Genomic DNA, 19,838 nt, shown 5'->3' with positions numbered 1-19,838 from the left:
TTTTTAAAAATAATAGACTACTTCATTTTTTGCTTCTAAAGCTTTTTTCTGAGCAGTCATTTCCAATGCACTGTATACGTTCAAAAGTGTATTCGCAACATCTTCATTTTTTGAATCTACTTCCATTGCTTTTTCAAGATAAGGAATTACACTTTTAAATATGTTCTGTCTTTCTGTTTTCAAAACTGCATAACTCTTCATATCCTTATCTGAATTGCCCAGTTTATTCATCTTAGCAATAATAGGACCCTCAGCCTCTAATTTTAATGCGGCCATATTAATATAAGCGTTTACATATTTAGGGTTAATTTCCAGCGCTCTTGCATAATATTTTTCTGCATTAACAACATCTTTAGCGTTAGCACTAAGCACTCCTAAGTTGAAAACTAAATCTGCATCATTAGGGTTCTTTGCTAATACTTCATTAATTAATTTTTTATAAGTATCAAAGTCCTTTGTTTGCAAGTATAAATTTGCTTGAGTCAATATCAATGAAGTGTCTTCCGGGTTTGCAGCTCTAGCTTCTTCAATCGCTTTCTTAGCCTCTTCTGTTTTTCCTGCATCAACTAAAATTAACGCCATATTTTTGAATATCTCTCCTCTTTTTGAAGGAATAACTTCTGTTGTTGGCTTTTCATGCGTACCCATTTTCACCACTTTGTCTCTTTCTGCAGCTGTAGTAAAAAGATCTTCTGCGTCTGTTATTTTATTTACTGCTAAATAATTAATTCCTTTACCGGAATAATTCATTTCTTTTAACTCTTGGTAAATTTTTAAAGCTTGATCGTACTCTTTTGCATTCACATAGGTAGACGCAGCATAATATAGATTTAAAGTGTCTTTTTTATCTAATAGGTAAGCGTCATACAACTTCTTTGCACTATCAGAATTTTTTTCAATTTTAGAGTCAGCAATGGCGCTATTTATCAATTTATATTTTATCTCAATAATTGATTTAGCAGCATCAGACGTATATTTAGATTTTCCTGACGCTTTCTCCGCATCTACCAAATTTAAATAAGCAGCGGCAGCGGCAGCTAAATTTTTATCTGTGTCGATTTTTTTATTAGCCAAATCAAGATAAATGTTTCCCTTTACAAAGAAAAACTGTGCTTTTTCGTCATCGCTCGCATTCGCAATCAAAGATTCAGCACCTTGCAAAATAGTAGCTGCCTCTTGAGAGTTACCTTTTTTTATTGCTTTTTCGGCAGCTTTAATTTCGTCTTTTTGAGCAAAAGATGCTACTGATATAAATAAAGCTGACGCTAGCACTACATATTTACTTTTCATAAAATTCTAATTTATAATTAATTATTCTTGTTTTTTGTATATTATACTCATTTATACTTCATCATCAGCGTCATCCTCGTCTGACTCCTCTTCCGTCTCTTCTTCATCATCTGAATCGTCCTCGTCGTCTTCATCTTCTTCGGTATCACCATCGTCTTCTAACGCTTCCAAAACAGGCTTTACTCTTTCAATTGCCTCCCCTTCAACGATATTACCGTCTTCATCAACAATAACTTCTTCAGGATCATCTTTCATAACTTTAGTAACAGCAGCGATAGAATCTTTACCTTTTAAGTTAATTAATTTCACTCCTTGAGTAGCGCGTCCCATAACTCTTAAGTCTTCAACAGCCATTCTAATAGTTAATCCTGACTTGTTGATAATCATTAAGTCATCAGCATCAGTAACGGCGTTTATTGATATAAGACTACCAGTTTTCTCGGTAATATTCAGCGTTTTGACTCCTTTACCACCACGATTAGTGATACGGTAAACATCTTCTCCATCTTCATCAACTAATTTAGTACGTTTTCCGTATCCATTTTCGGTTACCACTAAAACTTGTGAATCATTTATAGCATCTCTACTTACAGCAACCATGCCAATTACTTCATCTGACTCATCTTTAAGCGAAATTCCTCGAACTCCAGAAGCTGTTCTTCCCATTGGACGGGTTTTAGATTCTTCAAAACGAACTAGTTTACCTGACTTGACAGCAAGTATAATCTGGCTTTTACCATTGGTTAGTTTTGCTTCTAGCAGTTCATCTCCTTCTTTAATAGTAATTGCAGCGACACCATTTACCCTAGGTTTAGAATATTTCTCCAAAGAAGTTTTCTTAACCTGACCTTTTTTAGTCACCATAATCAAATTATGACTCTTAATGTAGTCTTGGTCTTTTAAATCCTGCGTACAAATAAATGCTTTCACCTTATCATCACTTTCAATACTGATAAGATTTTGAATCGCTCTACCTTTTGCTGTTTTACTTCCTTCCGGTATTTCATAAACACGCATCCAGAAACATTTTCCCTTTTGAGTAAAGAACATCATATATTGATGGTTTGTAGCCACAAACATATGCTCTAAGAAATCTTGATCTCTCGTCCCTGCACTTTTTTGCCCAACACCTCCTCTATTCTGTGTTTTATACTCCGTTAAGTTTGTACGTTTAATATATCCTGCATGAGAGATTGTAATTACCACATTCTCATCAGCAATTAAATCTTCAATACTTACATCTCCACCTGAATACTCAATTAAGGAGCGACGCTCATCTCCGTATTTATCTCGAATTTCAATAAGCTCTTCTTTGATCAAAGCAATCCTTAAATTCACATCTGCCAACAAAGCTTTTAAACGCTCAATTAACTTCATGATTTCATCATACTCAGTTCTTAACTTATCTTGCTCAAGACCTGTTAATTGACGCAAACGCATTTCAACAATTGCTCTCGCTTGAATATCCGATAATTTGAATCTTTCAATTAATCTGCCTCTCGCTTCTTCAGTACTTTTTGAAGCCTTGATTAATGCAATAACCTCATCAATATTATCTGATGCGATTATTAGCCCTTCAAGAATATGCGCTCTTTCTTCTGCTTTACGCAATTCAAATTTTGTTCTGCGGGTCACCACATCATGACGGTGCTCCACAAAATAATGAATCATGTCTTTAAGATTCAACATTTGTGGTCGGCCTTTTACTAATGCAATATTATTAACACTAAAAGACGACTGTAATTGAGTATATTTATATAAGGTATTTAAAACAACATTTGGTGTAGCATCACGTTTCAATAGATAGACAATACGCATACCGTTTCTGTCTGATTCATCGCGAATATTTGCAATTCCTTCAATTTTTTTATCATTTACTAAGTCAGCAGTACGCTTAATCATATCTGCCTTGTTGACTTGGTACGGAATTTCAGAAACGATAATACACTCTCTCCCTTCGACTTCTTCAAAGCCAACTTTAGCGCGCATTACTACTCGTCCTCTTCCGGTTTTGAATGCTTCACGCACCCCTTCGTAACCGTAAATAATACCTCCAGTTGGAAAATCTGGCGCTTTGATATAGTTTATTAATTCATCTATCTCAATATCGTTATTATCCATGTAAGCCAAAGTACCATCGATTACTTCGGTAAGATTGTGAGGCGGCATATTAGTTGCCATTCCTACAGCAATTCCCGTGGCTCCATTTATTAATAAAGTAGGAACACGCGTTGGCATTACTTTTGGCTCATATAAAGTATCATCAAAATTCAATTGAAAATCAACAGTTTCTTTTTCTATATCTGCCATTATTTCTTCTGAAATCTTGCGCATTCTAGCCTCAGTGTAACGCATTGCTGCAGGGCTATCACCATCCACGGAACCAAAATTACCTTGACCGTCAACCAGTAAATAACGCATGCTCCATTCCTGAGCCATACGAACCATAGCATCATAAACTGACGTATCTCCATGGGGATGATACTTACCTAAAACTTCTCCGACAATTCTAGCGGATTTTTTATGGGCTTTATTTGAAAAAACTCCTAAATCATACATTCCGTAAAGAACTCTTCGATGTACTGGTTTCAAACCATCTCTAACATCTGGAAGCGCTCTTGATACAATTACTGACATCGAATAATCAATGTAAGCTGATTTCATTTCATCTTCTATGTTAATAGGAATTAACTTTTCTCCTTCAGACATAAGTTGTTATATTAAAATATTATATTAGTTTCAAAACGTGCCAATATACGCTTTTTTGAAATTTTATTAAGTATTTTAACATTCTAATTTCAAAGATTTATTAACAAATTATACCTATCTTTTGTTTAAGAAGTTAAGTGCTATTTTCTCGATAATCTCTCCTTTTTTTCATCAATTAACTGACACGACATCTTAAGGTATGATTCTTGTTTTTACAATAGTAATTCACTAAATTTACACATAGAAAATATACAATATGGACGATAATTTTTCACCAAGAGTAAAAGACGTTATTACCTACAGCAAAGAAGAAGCTTTGCGATTAGGTCATGATTTCATTGGAACTGAACACTTGATGCTAGGTATCCTTCGAGATGGTAATGGTAAAGCAATACAAATACTAAACAACCTTTCGGTCGACTTGGACCATTTGCGTAAAAAAGTAGAGATACTAAGCCCCGCATCCCCTGGTGTAGTAACAACTTTAGAAAAGAAGAATCTTCATTTGACACGACAGGCAGAACGTGCTTTGAAGACCACTTTTTTAGAAGCGAAAGTATTTCAAAGCTCCTCTGTCAGTACTGCGCATTTATTGCTCTGCATTTTAAGAAACGAAAACGACCCTACAACCAAGCTACTGAATAAACTTAAAATTGATTACGATGTAGCTAAAGAACAATATATCAATATGACACCAAACGAAGAAGAATTCTTGGAAAATTTGCCAAGAGCTGCAGACTCCTATAACGACGATTCAGGACAAGATGACAGTCTCAAAGAGGGTAACTTTAATAATCCAGCCAACAAATCCAATAAAAAATCCAAAACACCTGTGTTAGACAATTTTGGGAGAGATTTAACAGAAATGGCCGAAGAAGGAAAATTAGACCCCGTTGTAGGACGTGAGAAAGAAATCGAACGTGTTTGCCAAATTTTGAGCCGACGTAAAAAGAACAACCCTCTCCTTATCGGTGAGCCTGGAGTTGGAAAATCAGCTATCGCTGAAGGTTTGGCTTTAAGAATCATACAGAAGAAAGTTTCTCGAATCCTGTTCAATAAACGCGTTGTTACATTGGATTTAGCAAGCCTTGTTGCCGGTACAAAATACCGAGGACAATTTGAAGAACGCATGAAAGCCGTAATGAATGAATTGGAAAAAAATGACGATATCATTCTTTTTATTGACGAAATTCACACTATTGTTGGCGCTGGTGGAGCAACCGGTTCTTTGGATGCATCCAATATGTTTAAACCGGCTTTAGCGAGAGGAGAAATACAATGTATCGGAGCTACAACACTAGATGAATACAGACAGTATATTGAAAAAGATGGTGCGTTAGAGAGACGTTTTCAAAAGATAATTGTAGAACCTACTTCTGTGGAAGAAACAATTACTATTTTAAACAACATCAAGAACAAGTACGAAGACCATCATAATGTTATTTATTCACAAGACGCCATTGAGGCTTGTGTCAAGCTAACAGATCGATACATGTCAGAACGCTTTTTACCGGACAAAGCTATTGACGCCTTAGATGAAGCAGGATCACGTGTTCACATCACCAATATTGAAGTTCCTAAAAAAGTCCTTGATTTAGAGCGTCAGTTGGAAGAAATTCGCGAACTAAAGAATGTTGTTGTTAAAAAACAAAAATACGAAGAGGCTGCAAAACTTAGAGATGATGAGAAACGCATCGAAAAAGAATTAGCAATCGCGCAGGAACAATGGGAAGAGGATGCAAAAAACAACCGAATTGAAGTTACAGAGGACAATGTTGCCGATGTAGTGTCAATGATGACTGGAATCCCTGTGAACCGAATTGCACAGACAGAAAGTAACAAGTTAGCTATATTACCAGAACTTATCGAAAGTAAAGTTATTGGTCAAAAAGAAGCCGTTCTAAAAATTGCGAGATCAATTCAAAGAAATCGTGCGGGATTAAAAGATCCAAACCGACCGATTGGATCCTTTATTTTTCTGGGACAAACAGGTGTTGGAAAAACGCAATTAGCCAAGGTGCTTGCTAAAGAATTATTTGATTCTGAAGACGCACTGGTTCGAGTTGACATGAGCGAGTACATGGAGAAGTTTGCAATATCTAGATTAGTGGGAGCGCCTCCGGGATACGTAGGTTATGAAGAAGGCGGACAGTTAACAGAGAAAGTACGCAGAAAACCATACTGTGTTGTCTTATTGGATGAAATCGAAAAAGCGCACCCAGATGTATTCAACATGTTGCTACAAGTATTAGATGACGGTTTTTTAACTGATAGCTTAGGCCGAAAAATTGATTTCAAAAACACTATAATTATTATGACTTCAAATGTTGGAGCAAGACAATTAAAAGATTTTGGTCAAGGTGTTGGTTTTGGTACAGCTGCAAGAACTGCAAGTGCTGATGATAATTCTAAAAGTATTATTGAAAATGCATTGAAAAAAACTTTTGCCCCTGAATTCTTAAACAGAATTGACGATGTAATTGTATTCAACACGTTAGAGAAACATGATATCGATTTAATAATCGAAATCGAATTGAAGAAATTATATGCGCGCCTTACAGAGCTAGGATATAAACTGACCCTTTCTGACAAAGCAAAAGCTTTTATTGCAGAAAAAGGTTTTGATAAGCAATTTGGGGCAAGACCATTAAAAAGAGCCATTCAAAAATACGTCGAGGATTCACTTGCTGAAGAGATTATTACTTCTAAAATTTCTATTGGAGATGAGATCTTCATGGATATTGAAGAGGGAGCGCAGGAATTAAACGTAAAAGTTACTAAAGCAGAAGAGCCTACCAAACAATAGAAGGCCGCATTTCTTATAACAAAATAAACCCGTTACGTTTTTATAACATAACGGGTTTATTCTTTATCTATTTTCTGGGCATTTTATAAAACAAATTTTTATATTTGACTTTTATAATTTGGACCTAATTAAAATAAATAAATATGTCTCAAGATAAAGTTATTCTAGGCAGTGAAGAATGGTGTTCCTTTCCTGAGCTTGAAATTCCCACAATAAAAGCACGTGTAGATTCTGGCGCAAAAACATCGGCATTACATGCTATTAATATAGCCCCTTTTATCAAAAACGAAACAAACTGGGTGCGATTTGACATCAACCCTATTCAAAATAATTTGAAAACAGTTATTCATTGTGAGGCGCCTTTAATCGACAAACGTATCGTAAAAAGCTCCAGCGGATTTAGAGAGCAACGTTATGTAATTCAAACTAATTTAAAAATTGGAGATGCTATTTGGCCTATTGAAATGACATTGACCAATAGAGATTCCATGGGATTCAGAATGCTTTTAGGAAGAGAAGCCATGAGTGGAAGAGTTCTTGTTGATCCGGAGCAACAGTACCTTTTGGGGCAACCTACCAATGACAATCTTAAAGAATTATATAAAAATTCAGAGAAAGCAACTACGGGTTTACGAATTGGAGTATTGGCCTCTAATCCAGAATTGTACAGTAACAAACGGATTATGGAAGCAGGTGAAATGCGCGGCCACGAAATGCATTTCTTAAACATTAAAGAGTGCTATATGCGACTTGATGCCGAAACACCTGAAATCCACTACAGAGGTGGGATTATTCTAAATCAATTTGACGCTATTATTCCAAGGATAAGACCGAGTATTACATTTTACGGCTGTGCCTTAACACGTCAATTTGAAGCGTTAAAAGTCTTTTGCCTGAACTCCGCTTCAGCAATCACACAATCTCGCGACAAATTATATTCGTTACAACTACTTTTAAACAGTGGTATAGGGATCCCAACAACTGGATTTGCCAATTCTCCTTTGGACACAAATGATTTAATTAAAATGGTAGGAGGTTCGCCGCTCATCGTGAAATTACTCGAAGGTACTCAAGGTAAAGGAGTGGTTTTAGCCGAAACAAAAAAAGCGGCTGAGAGCGTTATCAATGCCTTCAAAAGTGTTAATGCCAATATATTAGTCCAAGAATTCATTAAGGAAGCTAATGGTAAAGATATTCGCTGTTTTGTAATAGATGGAAAAGTTGTAGCTTCTATTCAAAGAGAAGCAATGCCGGGAGAATTCAGAGCCAATATACACCTTGGCGGAACAGCAACTGTCATCAAAGCGACTATGGAAGAAAAGCGTATTGCCATTAAAGCGGCAAAAGCCATGGATTTAAAAGTGGCCGGAGTTGATATAATACGTTCAGCGAAAGGTCCTTTATTACTGGAAGTAAATTCCTCTCCGGGATTAGAAGGAATCGAAGGAGCTACCAATAAAGATATCGCAGGCGAAATGATTAAAGCCATTGAGAAGAATTTTAAAATAAAATAATTGCCATAATATTTTATAGCTTATCTTATTCAAGTAGTTACGTTTATGAAATAGTAATGAATATAAAAAAGCCATCCTCACTTTACAATTAGGATGGCTTTTTGTTTACTTAGAAAACTATAATTTGCTTACAAAAACAGATTAAGGAAATAGTACACTAGTGCTGCCAGCAACGCTGAAACAGGAATAGTTAACACCCAAGCCCATAAAAGGCTTACCGTAACTCCCCATCGTACTGCAGATACGCGTTTTGTCATACCCACTCCAATTATAGAACCCGTTATAGTGTGCGTAGTACTCACAGGAACTTTAAAGTGTTCCGTAAAATATAGAGTTAAGGCTCCTGCCGTTTCCGCAGCAACGCCTTCAAAAGAAGTTACTTTAGTAATTTTTGACCCCATTGTTTTAACAATTTTCCAACCTCCACTCAAAGTTCCTGCAGCTATAGCAGAATAACAAGCCAGCGGAATCCATGTAGGCATTCTAAAAGCACCTTGATCATTTGGCAAGACTACGTCTAACCAAGCTGGTAAACTTTCTTGAGCAACACCTGTTGTATGAATATAAACAGCAACCGCAGCAGCAATAATACCCATTACTTTTTGAGAATCATTTCCCCCGTGTCCTAAACTAAAAGCCGCAGAAGACAACAACTGCATCTTTTTAAGCCAAGAGTTAGCTTGATTTAAATTCAGACTACTAAAAACCAAGCAAAATAAGCTAATAGACAAAACGATAAACGCAACTACAAACCACTTGATATTGTGCGACTCAAAAGCCACACTCCAAAAAGGACTGTCAAAACTAGGGGAATCTATTGCATCGTAATACTTGATTTGACTTTCTACAAACCAAATTGTCACTCCCATGACAACTAATGTAAACAGTTTTGGCGTAATCGTTTTTTTAGAGGCATTTAAAAGCCAAATTGAAATTAAATAAGACATCAATGCTCCTAATAAAGGTGCCAATACAATAAAAAGAATAATGATGGAGACACCTGAGGGCACTCCTCCGTCTTTCCCAGATTTGTACCAACTGACAATATCAAACCAGTAGGCTGTCGTTCCATCCTCCAGTAAATATCCTGAAAAACCATGTACCGCAATCGCGTGTGCACATGCAGCTCCTGCAAAACCTCCAATTAGGGTATGCGATGAACTCGAAGGTATTCCCAACCACCAGGTTAGCAAATTCCAACAAATAGCGGCAATAATTCCCGCAAGTATAACCACAAGATTAATCTCCATGGTATGTGCTGTTTTTGCGACGGTATCAGCCACTCCAAATCCAAAAACCCAATAGGCTAAAAAATTAAAGAAGGCAGCCCAAAGAACTGCTTGAAAAGGCGACAAAACTTTTGTGGCAACAACGGTAGCAATAGCATTAGCCGCATCATGAAAACCATTGATATAATCAAAGATTAAGGCCAAGACAATTATAACGATAAGTAAAGTAAATTCCATAAATGTAATTTCAGAAAATAGCGGGTTAAATTAAGAATGCTTTACAGCGATTGATTCTAAAACTCCGGCTACACTTTTACACTTATCCGTTGCAGTTTCTAACACAGATAATACTTCTTTGTATTTTATTATGGTAATTGCATCTGTTTCATTTTCGAAAATTTCAAAAATCGCTTTATTATATACGGTATCTGACTTATTCTCTAATTTATTAATCTTAGCACAAGCAGCAGTGATATTCTTGATGTTTTTAAAGTTTCTCAATTCTTTAACTGCTACATCAATATTCTGACATGCTTCAAGATTAATTTCAGTTAATTTTCTAATTGACTTTGTAATTTTGTCAATATGATACAATCTCATTCTACTTGCCGCACCCTGAAGATTGTCAGCAACATTGTCAATAGATGTAATCAAGGAATGTATGTCTTCTCTATCGAATGGAGTAATGAAGTTTCTACTCAGCTCAAGATTCGTTTGACGCGTAATTTGCTCCCCTTTTTGTTCTAATTTATCAATTTTTTGAAAAAGGACTTCTCTTTCCTTTACTGGAAGATTAACTGCTTCGTGTAAAATTGCAGCCAATTCAATTAAGTTGCTAGATGCCTCTTCAAATAATGGGAAAAACTTTTTATCTTTCGGAACTAAAAACTGGAAAATACTATTTATCGACATTCTGTTATTTTTTAGGGCGCAAATCTAATATAATTATGACTTGGATTGTAACTTTAGTCTAACAAATCAACTTCAATTTGGAAACTGTTCAGAAACGAAACAGTTTTCTCTATGTCATAATGTAAAATACGATCTTCTTTTACAAAAGGAACCTCTTCTCTGTAAGAACTCAAAAACATTTCGATAAACGCACTCGATTGTAGCGGTCTTCTATATTCGATTGCTTGCGAAGCAGTCATTAATTCGATTGCTAATATACGTTCTAGATTATCCATAATCCGCAACGCTTTTGTAGCACCATTAGCTCCCATACTCACATGGTCTTCTTGTCCATTACTAGAAACAATGCTATCTACGCTTGAAGGTGTTGCTAACTGCTTATTTTGGCTTACAATACTGGCAGCGGTATATTGCGGAATCATCAAACCGGAATTTAAACCTGGATTATCCACTAATAATGCAGGTAGGTTACGCAATCCAGAAATCAATTGATAGGTTCTTCTTTCTGAAATACTACCCAGTTCGGCTAATGCGATTGCTAAAAAGTCCAATCCTAATGCCAATGGTTGCCCGTGAAAATTACCTCCTGAGATAATTTCATCACTTTCCATAAAAATATTTGGATTATCTGTAACCGAATTAATTTCCGTCTTAAAGACTTTTTTGACGTAATCAATGGCATCTTTTGAAGCTCCATGAACTTGGGGGATGCAACGGAATGAATACGGATCCTGAACATGTGTCTTTTCTTGTTCGATTATTTCACTTCCTTCCAGAAATTCTTTTACGCGGCTGGCAGTTGTAATTTGACCTTTATGAGGACGAATAAAATGGATTAACTCATTAAATGGCTCGATGCGACCATCAAATCCTTCCAAAGATATCGTACCGATTAAATCTGCTAGGTAGGAAAATTTATTAGCTTTGATTAAAATATGAGCTCCATAGGCACTCATGAATTGTGTCCCATTTAGCAAAGCCAATCCTTCCTTAGATTGTAATACGATAGGTTGCCAATTAAAGCGTTCCATTATTACACTTGAATGCACTTTTTTACCTTCAAAATAGACTTCTCCTTCTCCTATTAATGGCAGAGACAAATGTGCTAACGGTGCTAAATCTCCAGAGGCGCCCAGTGAACCCTGTGTATAAATAATGGGTAGAATATCATTGTTATAAAAAGCAACTAAACGGTCTACTGTCTGTAATTGTATTCCTGAATGTCCGTAGCCCAGCGACTGTATTTTCAGCAATAACATCAGTTTCACGATTTCATGTGGCACTTCTTCCCCTGTACCGCAAGCATGCGATTTCACAAGATTTTCCTGAAGTTTGGACAAGTTTTCATTAGAAATCTTAACATTACAAAGTGATCCAAAACCCGTATTTATTCCGTAGATCGGTTCAGCATGAGTGGTCATTTTTGTGTCTAAAAAATCCCTGCATTTCTGAATATTAATTTTAGCTTCATCGGATAATTCCAATGACATCTGCTCTGAAATAATTTCGTTTAACGTCTCTAAGGAAAGTACTGCGGTACTTACATAATGTGTATTGTCCATTTAATCTTTAATTTTAAAAGCCAAAATTGAATAAATCCACATTAACAAACAACAAATAGTAGCAATAATTTAAAATTTGTACCAAAAAGTACAACTTTACTAAAATTGATGCAGTTTATTGCAGAATAATCCTGCTTGCGAAGAGGTGCTTTTTATGCTTTCACACGCTTAACTGGCAACAGTATTTTAAAGCGTCAGTCCTTCGCCCCTTAAACAAAACCGGTAATCGAACCAGTTAAATTGAAGAAATCAGCAACTACATTAAAAAAAAACCTTAAAAACCCCTATTTATGTTTTCTTGTTCACGAGTTAAATGACAATACCCCTTATAACCTCGTTTTAAAATAAGAAATATTCAATAGAAGACAAAATCTCTTCTAATTATTAAAATATTCGCAAAAAACAGATAAAAGGCTTTTGTTTTTTATAAAAAGCTGTATTTTTGGAAAACTATAATGACAAATAAAAGAACAACATATCAATCTTCGATAACAACTCAAATTTGGGTTGCACTTCTTGTTGCTTCTACATTTACAGCTACAACAACTACTACCCCTTAGGGGTATTCATTTTACATATAATCCTATTTTATATTTTTCTTTTTTTAGAAGGAAAGATTTTGGGTGGGTAAATAGCATTGCCATTTTTCTAAAATAAAACAAAAAAGATGAAAGTATTAAAATTTGGCGGAACTTCGGTAGCCAATGCAAAAAATATAAAACTAGTCCTTGAGATAGTTCAAAACCAAGCAAAACAAGACCAATTGATTGTAGTCGTCTCTGCACTCAGTAAAGTAACTGATTTACTTCATTTAGCTTCATTAAGAGCTGCTTCAAATGATGAAAGCTATAAAGAGATAGTTGCTGATATCGAGAAAAAACATTTAGATGCCGTAAAAAATTTGATTACCGTAAGTGAGCAAAGCAGTTTATTAAGTCACATTAAACGCATCATCAATCATCTGGAAACGTTACTTGATGGTTGTTTCCTTCTAGGCGAACTATCCAATAGAACATCAGATACCATTTTAAGTTTTGGCGAACTGCTTTCTTCTTACATTATAGCTGAAGCGCTCAAGCAAGATTTTAAAAATAGTAGTTACAAAGACAGTCGTGAGTTAATTAAAACCAATAGTAATTTTGGAAAAGCAACTGTAAACTTCAAAATAACTAACCAATTAATCACTGATTTTTTTGTCTTCGAATGAAAGTCAGGTTGTTGTAATACCCGGTTTTATTTCCTCGTCTACTGACGGAATCAACACTACTTTAGGCCGCGGTGGATCAGACTATACTGCTGCGATAATGGCAGGGGCGTTAGATGCTACCGATTTAGAAATCTGGACTGATGTCAACGGAATGTATACAGCCAATCCAAAAGTCGTAAAACAAGCCCAGCCTATTGGTTCTATATCCTATCAAGAAGCGATGGAGCTGTCTCATTTTGGAGCTAAAGTATTGTTCCCTCCAACTATTCAGCCCGTTCTAAGAAAAAACATTCCTATTCTTATTAAAAATACCTTCGAACCAAAAGCGGAAGGCACGCATATTTCAAACACCTCCATTTCTAACGGCCAGCTCGTTAAAGGAATTAGCCATATCGAGAATATCACTTTAATTACTCTTGAAGGTCCTGGTATGATTGGTGTAACAGGCTCATCAAGAAGACTTTTTGAAGTACTATCAATAGAAGATATCAATGTAATCTTTATTACCCAAGCCTCTTCTGAGCATTCGATATGTATCGGAATCCTTAATGAAGATGCCGAAGCCGCTGAAACCGTAATTAACAGAGCCTTTGAAATTGAGATTTTACAGCATAAAATAGATCCTTGTATCGTTGAAAAAAACCTGTGTATAATTGCATTAGTGGGCGAAAACATGAAAAACCACCAAGGATTGAGCGGTAAGATGTTTAGTACCTTAGGAAAGAACAATGTAAACATCAGAGCGATTGCCCAAGGTGCTTCTGAGCGAAACATATCAGCGGTAATCAATCAAAGAGATGTAAAAAAGGCCTTGAATACGCTACACGAACGTTTTTTTGAAGACAATACTAAACAATTGAACTTGTTTGTTATGGGAGTGGGTAATGTAGGAGAGAAATTCATTGCGCAGATTAACCAACAAAAGAAATTCCTGAAGGAAAACCTAAAAATGAATCTTCGCGTTATCGCTTTATCTAATTCCCGAAAAATGATTTTTGACGAAGACGGAATTGATTTAAAAGATTGGCAATCGGGGATAGACAAAGGAGAATCTGCTGATCAGGAATTGTTTATTAAAAAAGTAAAAGATCTAAATTTACGTAACAGTATTTTTGTGGATATCACTGCAAATGAGAGTGTATCTAAAACATACGAGCATTTCTTAAAACAAAGTGTCGCCGTAGTTACCTGCAACAAAATTGCTTGTTCCTCTGCTTTTGACAACTATAAAAAACTGAAACACTTATCTAGAAGATACAATGCTCCTTTCTTATTTGAAACGAATGTTGGAGCAGGACTACCCATCATTGATACCGTTAAAAACTTAGTAGCATCAGGTGATAAGGTGAACAAAATCCAAGCTGTTTTATCCGGTAGTTTAAACTTTATCTTTAATAATTTCGATAAAAACAATTCTTTTGAAAAAGTAGTCAAAGAAGCCGGTGTTCAAGGATTTACGGAACCCGATCCAAAAATAGATTTGAGCGGAATCGATGTTGCCAGAAAGATATTGATCTTGATTAGAGAAAGTGGGTATGAAATGGAAATTGAGGATATTGAAAACGAATCTTTTCTTCCTGCTGCCTGTATGGAAACAACAAACAATGCTGATTTTTTCAAAGCTCTTATAGAACATACTACTCATTTTGAAGCGATTTTGGCTGAAGCCAATGAAAAAGAAAGTAGACTGAAATTTGTTGCTCAATTTGAAAATGGTAAAGCAAGCGTTGGGTTACAGTTCATCCCAAAAGACCATCCTTTTTATAACCTAGAGGGAAAAGATAATATCGTATTGTTCTTTACAGACCGTTATGTAGACCAACCCTTATTGATTAAAGGTGCTGGCGCCGGCGCCGAGGTTACTGCGTCTGGAATTTTTGCCGATGTCATTCGAATTGGAAACGTATAGCCCCTAACCCCTAAAGGGGCAAAAAATTATAAAGAAAATGAATGAAATAAAAATATTCTGTCCAGCCACAATTGCTAATCTATCCTGTGGATTTGATGTGCTAGGATTGTGTCTTGACAATGTAGGGGACGAAATGATTATTAGAAAATCAGATCAAAAAGGAATTCGCATTACTAAAATTGTAGGTGCTGATTTGCCTTTGGAAACAGAAAGAAACGTAGCTGGAGTTGCTGCTTTAGCGATGCTTGAAGCTTTGAATTCAGATGCAGGTTTTGAGATCGAAATATACAAAAACATCAAAGCCGGAAGCGGAATTGGGAGTAGCGCTGCCAGTGCAGCAGGTGCGGTTTTTGGGATCAATGTTTTGTTAGGAAATCCATTTACCATAAAAAATTTGGTTCAGTTTGCTATGCAAGGTGAAAAATTAGCTTGCGGAAACGCCCATGCAGATAATGTAGCTCCCGCCCTTTTGGGTGGATTTACTTTGGTTAGAAGCTATAGCCCATTAGATATTATTAAAATAGAAAGCCCTTCAGAATTATACGCGACGGTAGTTCATCCACAGATCGAACTAAAAACATCAGATGCGCGCTCTATATTGAAGCAAACCGTTTCCCTCAAAAGCGCGATTATGCAATGGGGAAATGTGGGCGGACTGATTGCTGGATTATACACCCAGGATTATAATTTGATAGGTCGTTCCCTTCATGATGAAATAGTGGAGCCGTTACGCTCTATACTGATACCCGGTTTTGATCTAATCAAGAAAACAGCTATAGAAAACGGTGCCTTAGGTTCCGGAATATCCGGTTCTGGCCCTTCTATTTTTGCTTTAAGCAAAGGAAGAGACACCGCTGATAAAGTCGCTGAAGCCATGAGTAAGGTCTATAACGAAATGAACTTACCATATGAAATTCACGTTTCTAAAGTAAACCCTAATGGTGTAAGAGTATTATAACACTAATAAAAATTAAACACATAGAAACATAGATTTTTTATTCACTTGATATTATCTGATGATACTAGAAGAAAAACTACAGATAAAAAAACCAAGATTTTTCTATGTACACTTTTTTACTTGTTTGATAAACACATTTAAAACTATGTTTCTGTGTGTTTAAAAAAATAAGAGCTATTTGGTTTTTAACAGTAAATCCAGATGGAATTAAAATAATTAGATAATGAGATTGCCTCGTGCCTCGCAATGACTAACATAATGAAATACTACAGTTTAAACGATAACGCTCCAACAGTTTCCTTTCAAGAAGCGCTAATACAAGGATTAGCACCTGATAAAGGGTTGTACTTTCCAGAAACTATAATGCCTTTACCTTCTGATTTTTTTGATACGATCGAAAATTTGAGTAATGAAGAAATCGCTTTTGAAGCTATCAAACAGTTTGTAGGAGATGAAATTCCCGCTGCCGCACTAAAGGAAATTATTGCCGATACGTTGTGTTTTGATTTCCCAGTTGTCGAAGTAGAAAAAGGGATTTATTCCCTTGAATTATTCCATGGCCCGACAATGGCGTTTAAAGACGTAGGAGCACGTTTCATGTCACGTTGTTTGGCCTATTTTAATAAAGGTGAAAAAGACAGTAAAAATACAGTTCTTGTGGCTACATCTGGGGATACCGGCGGCGCAGTCGCCAGCGGATTTCTAGGCGTTAAAGGAGTAGAAGTAATTATTCTCTATCCATCAGGAAAGGTAAGTACTATACAAGAAAAACAATTAACCACACTTGGGCAAAATATTAAAGCGCTCGAGGTAGATGGTGTTTTTGATGATTGTCAGGACATGGTTAAAAAGGCATTCTTAGATGATAGTTTGAGCCATCACAATCTAACTTCGGCAAATTCGATTAATATTGCACGTTGGTTGCCGCAAATGTTTTACTTTTTCTTTGCTTACAAGGAATTAAAAAAGCAAAACAAGGATTTGGTATTCTCCTGTCCGAGTGGGAATTTCGGAAATATCTGCGCTGGAATCATGGCTAAAAAACTGGGATTACCTCTGCTTCATTTTGTGGCTTCCACCAATGTAAATGATACGGTGCCCCGCTTTTTAGCAAGCGGATTTTACGACCCTAAACCATCGAAAGCGACGATTTCGAATGCCATGGATGTTGGGAATCCAAGTAATTTCATTCGAATTCAGGAAATGTACCACAACGATTTGGAGCAATTCAAAAAGGACTTTTCTTCTTATCCTTTTACAGATGAAGAAACAACTGAAGCGATGAAAACCATTTATAATGTGAACGGCTATATCGCTGAACCGCATGGCGCCGTGGGCTATTTAGGATTGAAAAAAGAATTACAAAATTACCCGAACGCCCTTGGAATTTTCTTGGAAACAGCACATCCTATAAAATTTTTGGATGTTGTAGAGCCGGCCTTAAACGTAAAATTACCAATTCCTCCACAAATCGAAAGTGTGATGCATAAAGAAAAAGTAAGCACTAAAATTAAGACGTACGAAGAATTGAAAGCGTTCTTGGGATAAACTTTCAAAATCAAATATACAAACGACTGAGAAGTGATTTTCAGTCGTTTTTTTTATGGACAATCGATTGATAACATGGGAATTAATCATCCGTGCTATCTGGGTAACTCCCGACGATTATATTAAAAATCATAAAATACTGTAAAAGAGTAAATTAGGTCAAAAATAAAATATTTAAACCTTTGATTTAGTTTTGAATTGTATTTAACTTTATTTAGACAACCGACACCCCCCCGTAAGATCTTACCATTTTCTTTTTAGACCTACTTCCAGTTTTAAAATATAAATTTTAAATACGAAGCATCATTGCAAAAAATTACAAAAAAGGAACATTGCTTGTGTTAATCATAGGAATTTTGGCGGTTGTAACCACAGACACCTAAAGTCAGTCTTTACTCTATCCTTCCACACAACAAAAATTCGTTAATCCCTTGCCTATTCCATCGGTAATTCAGCCCACAACTCCTAATGGAACCCATTACGAGATAAGCATGACCCAGTTTACGCAGGATACGGGTTTAAAAGATAATTTTGACAATCCAATGTTAACAAGGGTATGGGTAGATAACGGCAGTTATCCCGGCCCTTGCTTTAGAGCAAGACGCAATATCCTCGTCATGGTAAAATGTAAAATAAATTAATGGGCGGCAACGCCCCTCTTCCCCACTTGCTGCCCGTTGACACGACAGTTCATCGAGCAATGCCATAAAATTGGCCCTGTAGCGGAGTACCTACCACTAGTGAAATACTTGCATGGAGGACATACCGAATCTGCAAGCGACGGAAACCCTGATACTTGGTTCACCCGCAACTATACGCAAAAGGGATCCTACTGGTCTCAAAAGGTTTACCATTATTTAAATGACCAGGAAGCGGCTACTTTATGGTAGCATAGACACGCTTTAGGAGATGCACGCTCGGTACTGAAACAGACGGTTTCCCTGAAAAGCGCATGACCTTCAATGCCTCTATGGGTACATCGATTTATTTGTAAAGTTTAAGAATAACTACTTGGACTGTAAAACCATATTTTTCATAAAATGAGCTTGTACAGAGTTACAAAAAATCAGTAATTTTTTTAATAAAACATTATGCATTATTTGTGTAAAACTATGATAATCAGATGTTTGTTAAATTATAGTTAAACAATTTTATAGTTAGTTTCATTGGTTTAACTTTATGCTATAAACGTTTAAAAAAATATTCGATTTTATTAATTTTAAAAAAAACAACCATGAAAACTAACACTTTTAAATTATTCGGAACCTTAAAAGCATTCATTTTGATTGCTGCTATGTCAATGGTCATCATTTCTTGTGATAATGAGGAAATTCAAGGAATGGATGCTGCTAATTCCACTGCAACTGCGGCTGGATTAACCTCTAAATCGGAAAATAGTACCCCTAAAAAAGGTGACGATCCGATTGCAAAAATTGCTATGGATGCAGGATTCACTGAACTTGTAGCCGCTCTGCAGCATGTAGATAAGGAATTAGACGCTGGTCTGGTAAACCTTTTCTTAAATGGAAAAGATCAATATACGGTGTTTGCTCCGACAGATGATGCATTTAAAAACCTATATGATGCTTTGGGCGTTACTGAGATTACCGAGGTAGATCCAACATTGGTATTGAATGTATTAAAATATCATGTTGTCGAAGGACGTCGGGCCGCCAATAGCGTAGTTCCTAAAAATAGTTCACGAACAATAACAACCATGCTAGGCTCTACTTTCTCAGTAGATACTAATGGAATGATTACTACGGTAGGCAATACAGCAAAGATAACATCAGCAGACATCTCTGCTTCAAACGGAATTATTCATGTAGTGGATACTGTGTTATTGCCAATAAAACTATAAATATTACTTTATAATATAGACTTTATCATTTTCGATTGAACTCCGTGCCGCGGATTTGCAATCCGTGCACGCAAAGCAGAGCACATTAAAAGAGAAAGAACTAATTAAAACATAAATTATTTCAATTTCTGTTGGAATGGACAATTGGAATGGGCACGTATTGCAAATCCGCGCCATATTGTTTTAAACGTAAAACGGCCTATCCCCGCTCAAATAGAAAGCGTGCTGGGGAAAAAGAAAGTGAGCACAAAAATAAAACCCTACGAGGAATTCAAATCTTTTTTGGGGTAATGCTTAAAGTTCCTATTAACATATAAACCGACTGAAAGTAGA

General features: G+C 36.1%; 11 protein-coding genes and 1 pseudogene. 7 read left to right on the top strand and 5 right to left on the bottom strand.

Translation table 11 applies throughout. The features are described from left to right. Positions 1-3 precede the first annotated feature (3 nt). Complete coding sequence (locus tag A3SG_RS0112135; RefSeq protein ID WP_016990290.1) at positions 4-1,290, bottom strand: tetratricopeptide repeat protein; 1,287 nt, start codon at positions 1,288-1,290, stop codon at positions 4-6. A gap of 51 nt (positions 1,291-1,341) precedes the next feature. Next, positions 1,342-3,999 carry a DNA gyrase subunit A gene (gene gyrA, locus A3SG_RS0112130; protein ID WP_016990289.1) on the bottom strand — a complete coding sequence of 886 codons (2,658 nt, stop codon included), beginning with the start codon at positions 3,997-3,999 and terminating at the stop codon, positions 1,342-1,344. 256 nt (positions 4,000-4,255) lie between these two features. On the opposite strand from gyrA, the gene A3SG_RS0112125 reads away from it, so the two are divergent. Next, positions 4,256-6,805, top strand: a complete 2,550-nt coding sequence (locus A3SG_RS0112125; RefSeq protein WP_016990288.1) for an ATP-dependent Clp protease ATP-binding subunit — start codon at positions 4,256-4,258, stop codon at positions 6,803-6,805. A 143-nt stretch (positions 6,806-6,948) separates the two neighbouring features. Then, positions 6,949-8,319 (top strand): 30S ribosomal protein S6--L-glutamate ligase, encoded by a 1,371-nt coding sequence (gene rimK, locus A3SG_RS0112120; protein ID WP_016990287.1) that lies wholly within the window; start codon positions 6,949-6,951, stop codon positions 8,317-8,319. Between the two features lie 128 nt (positions 8,320-8,447). Here the strand turns inward: rimK and A3SG_RS0112115 are convergent, their stop codons facing one another. The 3 genes from A3SG_RS0112115 to hutH are packed head-to-tail and all read right to left on the bottom strand — an operon-like array spanning position 8,448 to position 12,022. Further along, positions 8,448-9,785, bottom strand: coding sequence for an inorganic phosphate transporter (locus A3SG_RS0112115; protein WP_016990286.1), 1,338 nt, complete (start codon positions 9,783-9,785; stop codon positions 8,448-8,450). Positions 9,786-9,815: 30 nt separating this feature from the next. Then, a complete protein-coding gene (locus tag A3SG_RS0112110; protein WP_016990284.1) occupies positions 9,816-10,460 on the bottom strand; it encodes a DUF47 domain-containing protein in 645 nt (214 codons plus the stop codon). Positions 10,461-10,513: 53 nt separating this feature from the next. After that, positions 10,514-12,022 (bottom strand): histidine ammonia-lyase, encoded by a 1,509-nt coding sequence (hutH, locus tag A3SG_RS0112105; RefSeq protein ID WP_016990283.1) that lies wholly within the window; start codon positions 12,020-12,022, stop codon positions 10,514-10,516. A gap of 667 nt (positions 12,023-12,689) precedes the next feature. Between hutH and thrA the strand changes: the two are divergent. The 5 genes and pseudogenes from thrA (at position 12,690) to A3SG_RS0112085 (ending at position 19,505) form a co-directional block, all read left to right on the top strand. Beyond that, positions 12,690-15,138: pseudogene (thrA, locus tag A3SG_RS19785) on the top strand (bifunctional aspartate kinase/homoserine dehydrogenase I). 37 nt (positions 15,139-15,175) lie between these two features. Then, positions 15,176-16,096: a homoserine kinase gene (locus A3SG_RS0112095; protein ID WP_016990282.1), complete on the top strand. Its 921-nt coding sequence runs from the start codon at positions 15,176-15,178 to the stop codon at positions 16,094-16,096. A 258-nt stretch (positions 16,097-16,354) separates the two neighbouring features. Beyond that, complete coding sequence (gene thrC / locus A3SG_RS0112090; RefSeq protein ID WP_016990281.1) at positions 16,355-17,644, top strand: threonine synthase; 1,290 nt, start codon at positions 16,355-16,357, stop codon at positions 17,642-17,644. Positions 17,645-18,321: 677 nt separating this feature from the next. Then, positions 18,322-18,534: a hypothetical protein gene (locus tag A3SG_RS21625; protein ID WP_157485447.1), complete on the top strand. Its 213-nt coding sequence runs from the start codon at positions 18,322-18,324 to the stop codon at positions 18,532-18,534. Positions 18,535-18,878: 344 nt separating this feature from the next. Next, complete coding sequence (locus A3SG_RS0112085) at positions 18,879-19,505, top strand: fasciclin domain-containing protein (protein WP_016990280.1); 627 nt, start codon at positions 18,879-18,881, stop codon at positions 19,503-19,505. Positions 19,506-19,838: the final 333 nt, after the last annotated feature.

Source organism: Flavobacterium sp. ACAM 123 (assembly GCF_000264055.1).
Classification (GTDB): Bacteria; Bacteroidota; Bacteroidia; order Flavobacteriales; family Flavobacteriaceae; genus Flavobacterium.
Note: the sequence above shows the minus strand (reverse complement) of the source record. Positions and strands in the feature narration are given on the sequence as shown.

Coding starts and splice junctions, on each gene's coding strand:
- A3SG_RS0112125 (WP_016990288.1), top strand. CDS start 4,256: ATGGACGATAATTTTTCACCAAGAGTAAAAGACGTTATTACCTACAGC.
- A3SG_RS0112095 (WP_016990282.1), top strand. CDS start 15,176: ATGAATGAAATAAAAATATTCTGTCCAGCCACAATTGCTAATCTATCC.
- thrC (WP_016990281.1), top strand. CDS start 16,355: ATGAAATACTACAGTTTAAACGATAACGCTCCAACAGTTTCCTTTCAA.
- A3SG_RS0112115 (WP_016990286.1), bottom strand. CDS start 9,785: ATGGAATTTACTTTACTTATCGTTATAATTGTCTTGGCCTTAATCTTT.
- A3SG_RS0112135 (WP_016990290.1), bottom strand. CDS start 1,290: ATGAAAAGTAAATATGTAGTGCTAGCGTCAGCTTTATTTATATCAGTA.
- A3SG_RS0112110 (WP_016990284.1), bottom strand. CDS start 10,460: ATGTCGATAAATAGTATTTTCCAGTTTTTAGTTCCGAAAGATAAAAAG.
- rimK (WP_016990287.1), top strand. CDS start 6,949: ATGTCTCAAGATAAAGTTATTCTAGGCAGTGAAGAATGGTGTTCCTTT.
- hutH (WP_016990283.1), bottom strand. CDS start 12,022: ATGGACAATACACATTATGTAAGTACCGCAGTACTTTCCTTAGAGACG.
- A3SG_RS0112085 (WP_016990280.1), top strand. CDS start 18,879: ATGAAAACTAACACTTTTAAATTATTCGGAACCTTAAAAGCATTCATT.
- gyrA (WP_016990289.1), bottom strand. CDS start 3,999: ATGTCTGAAGGAGAAAAGTTAATTCCTATTAACATAGAAGATGAAATG.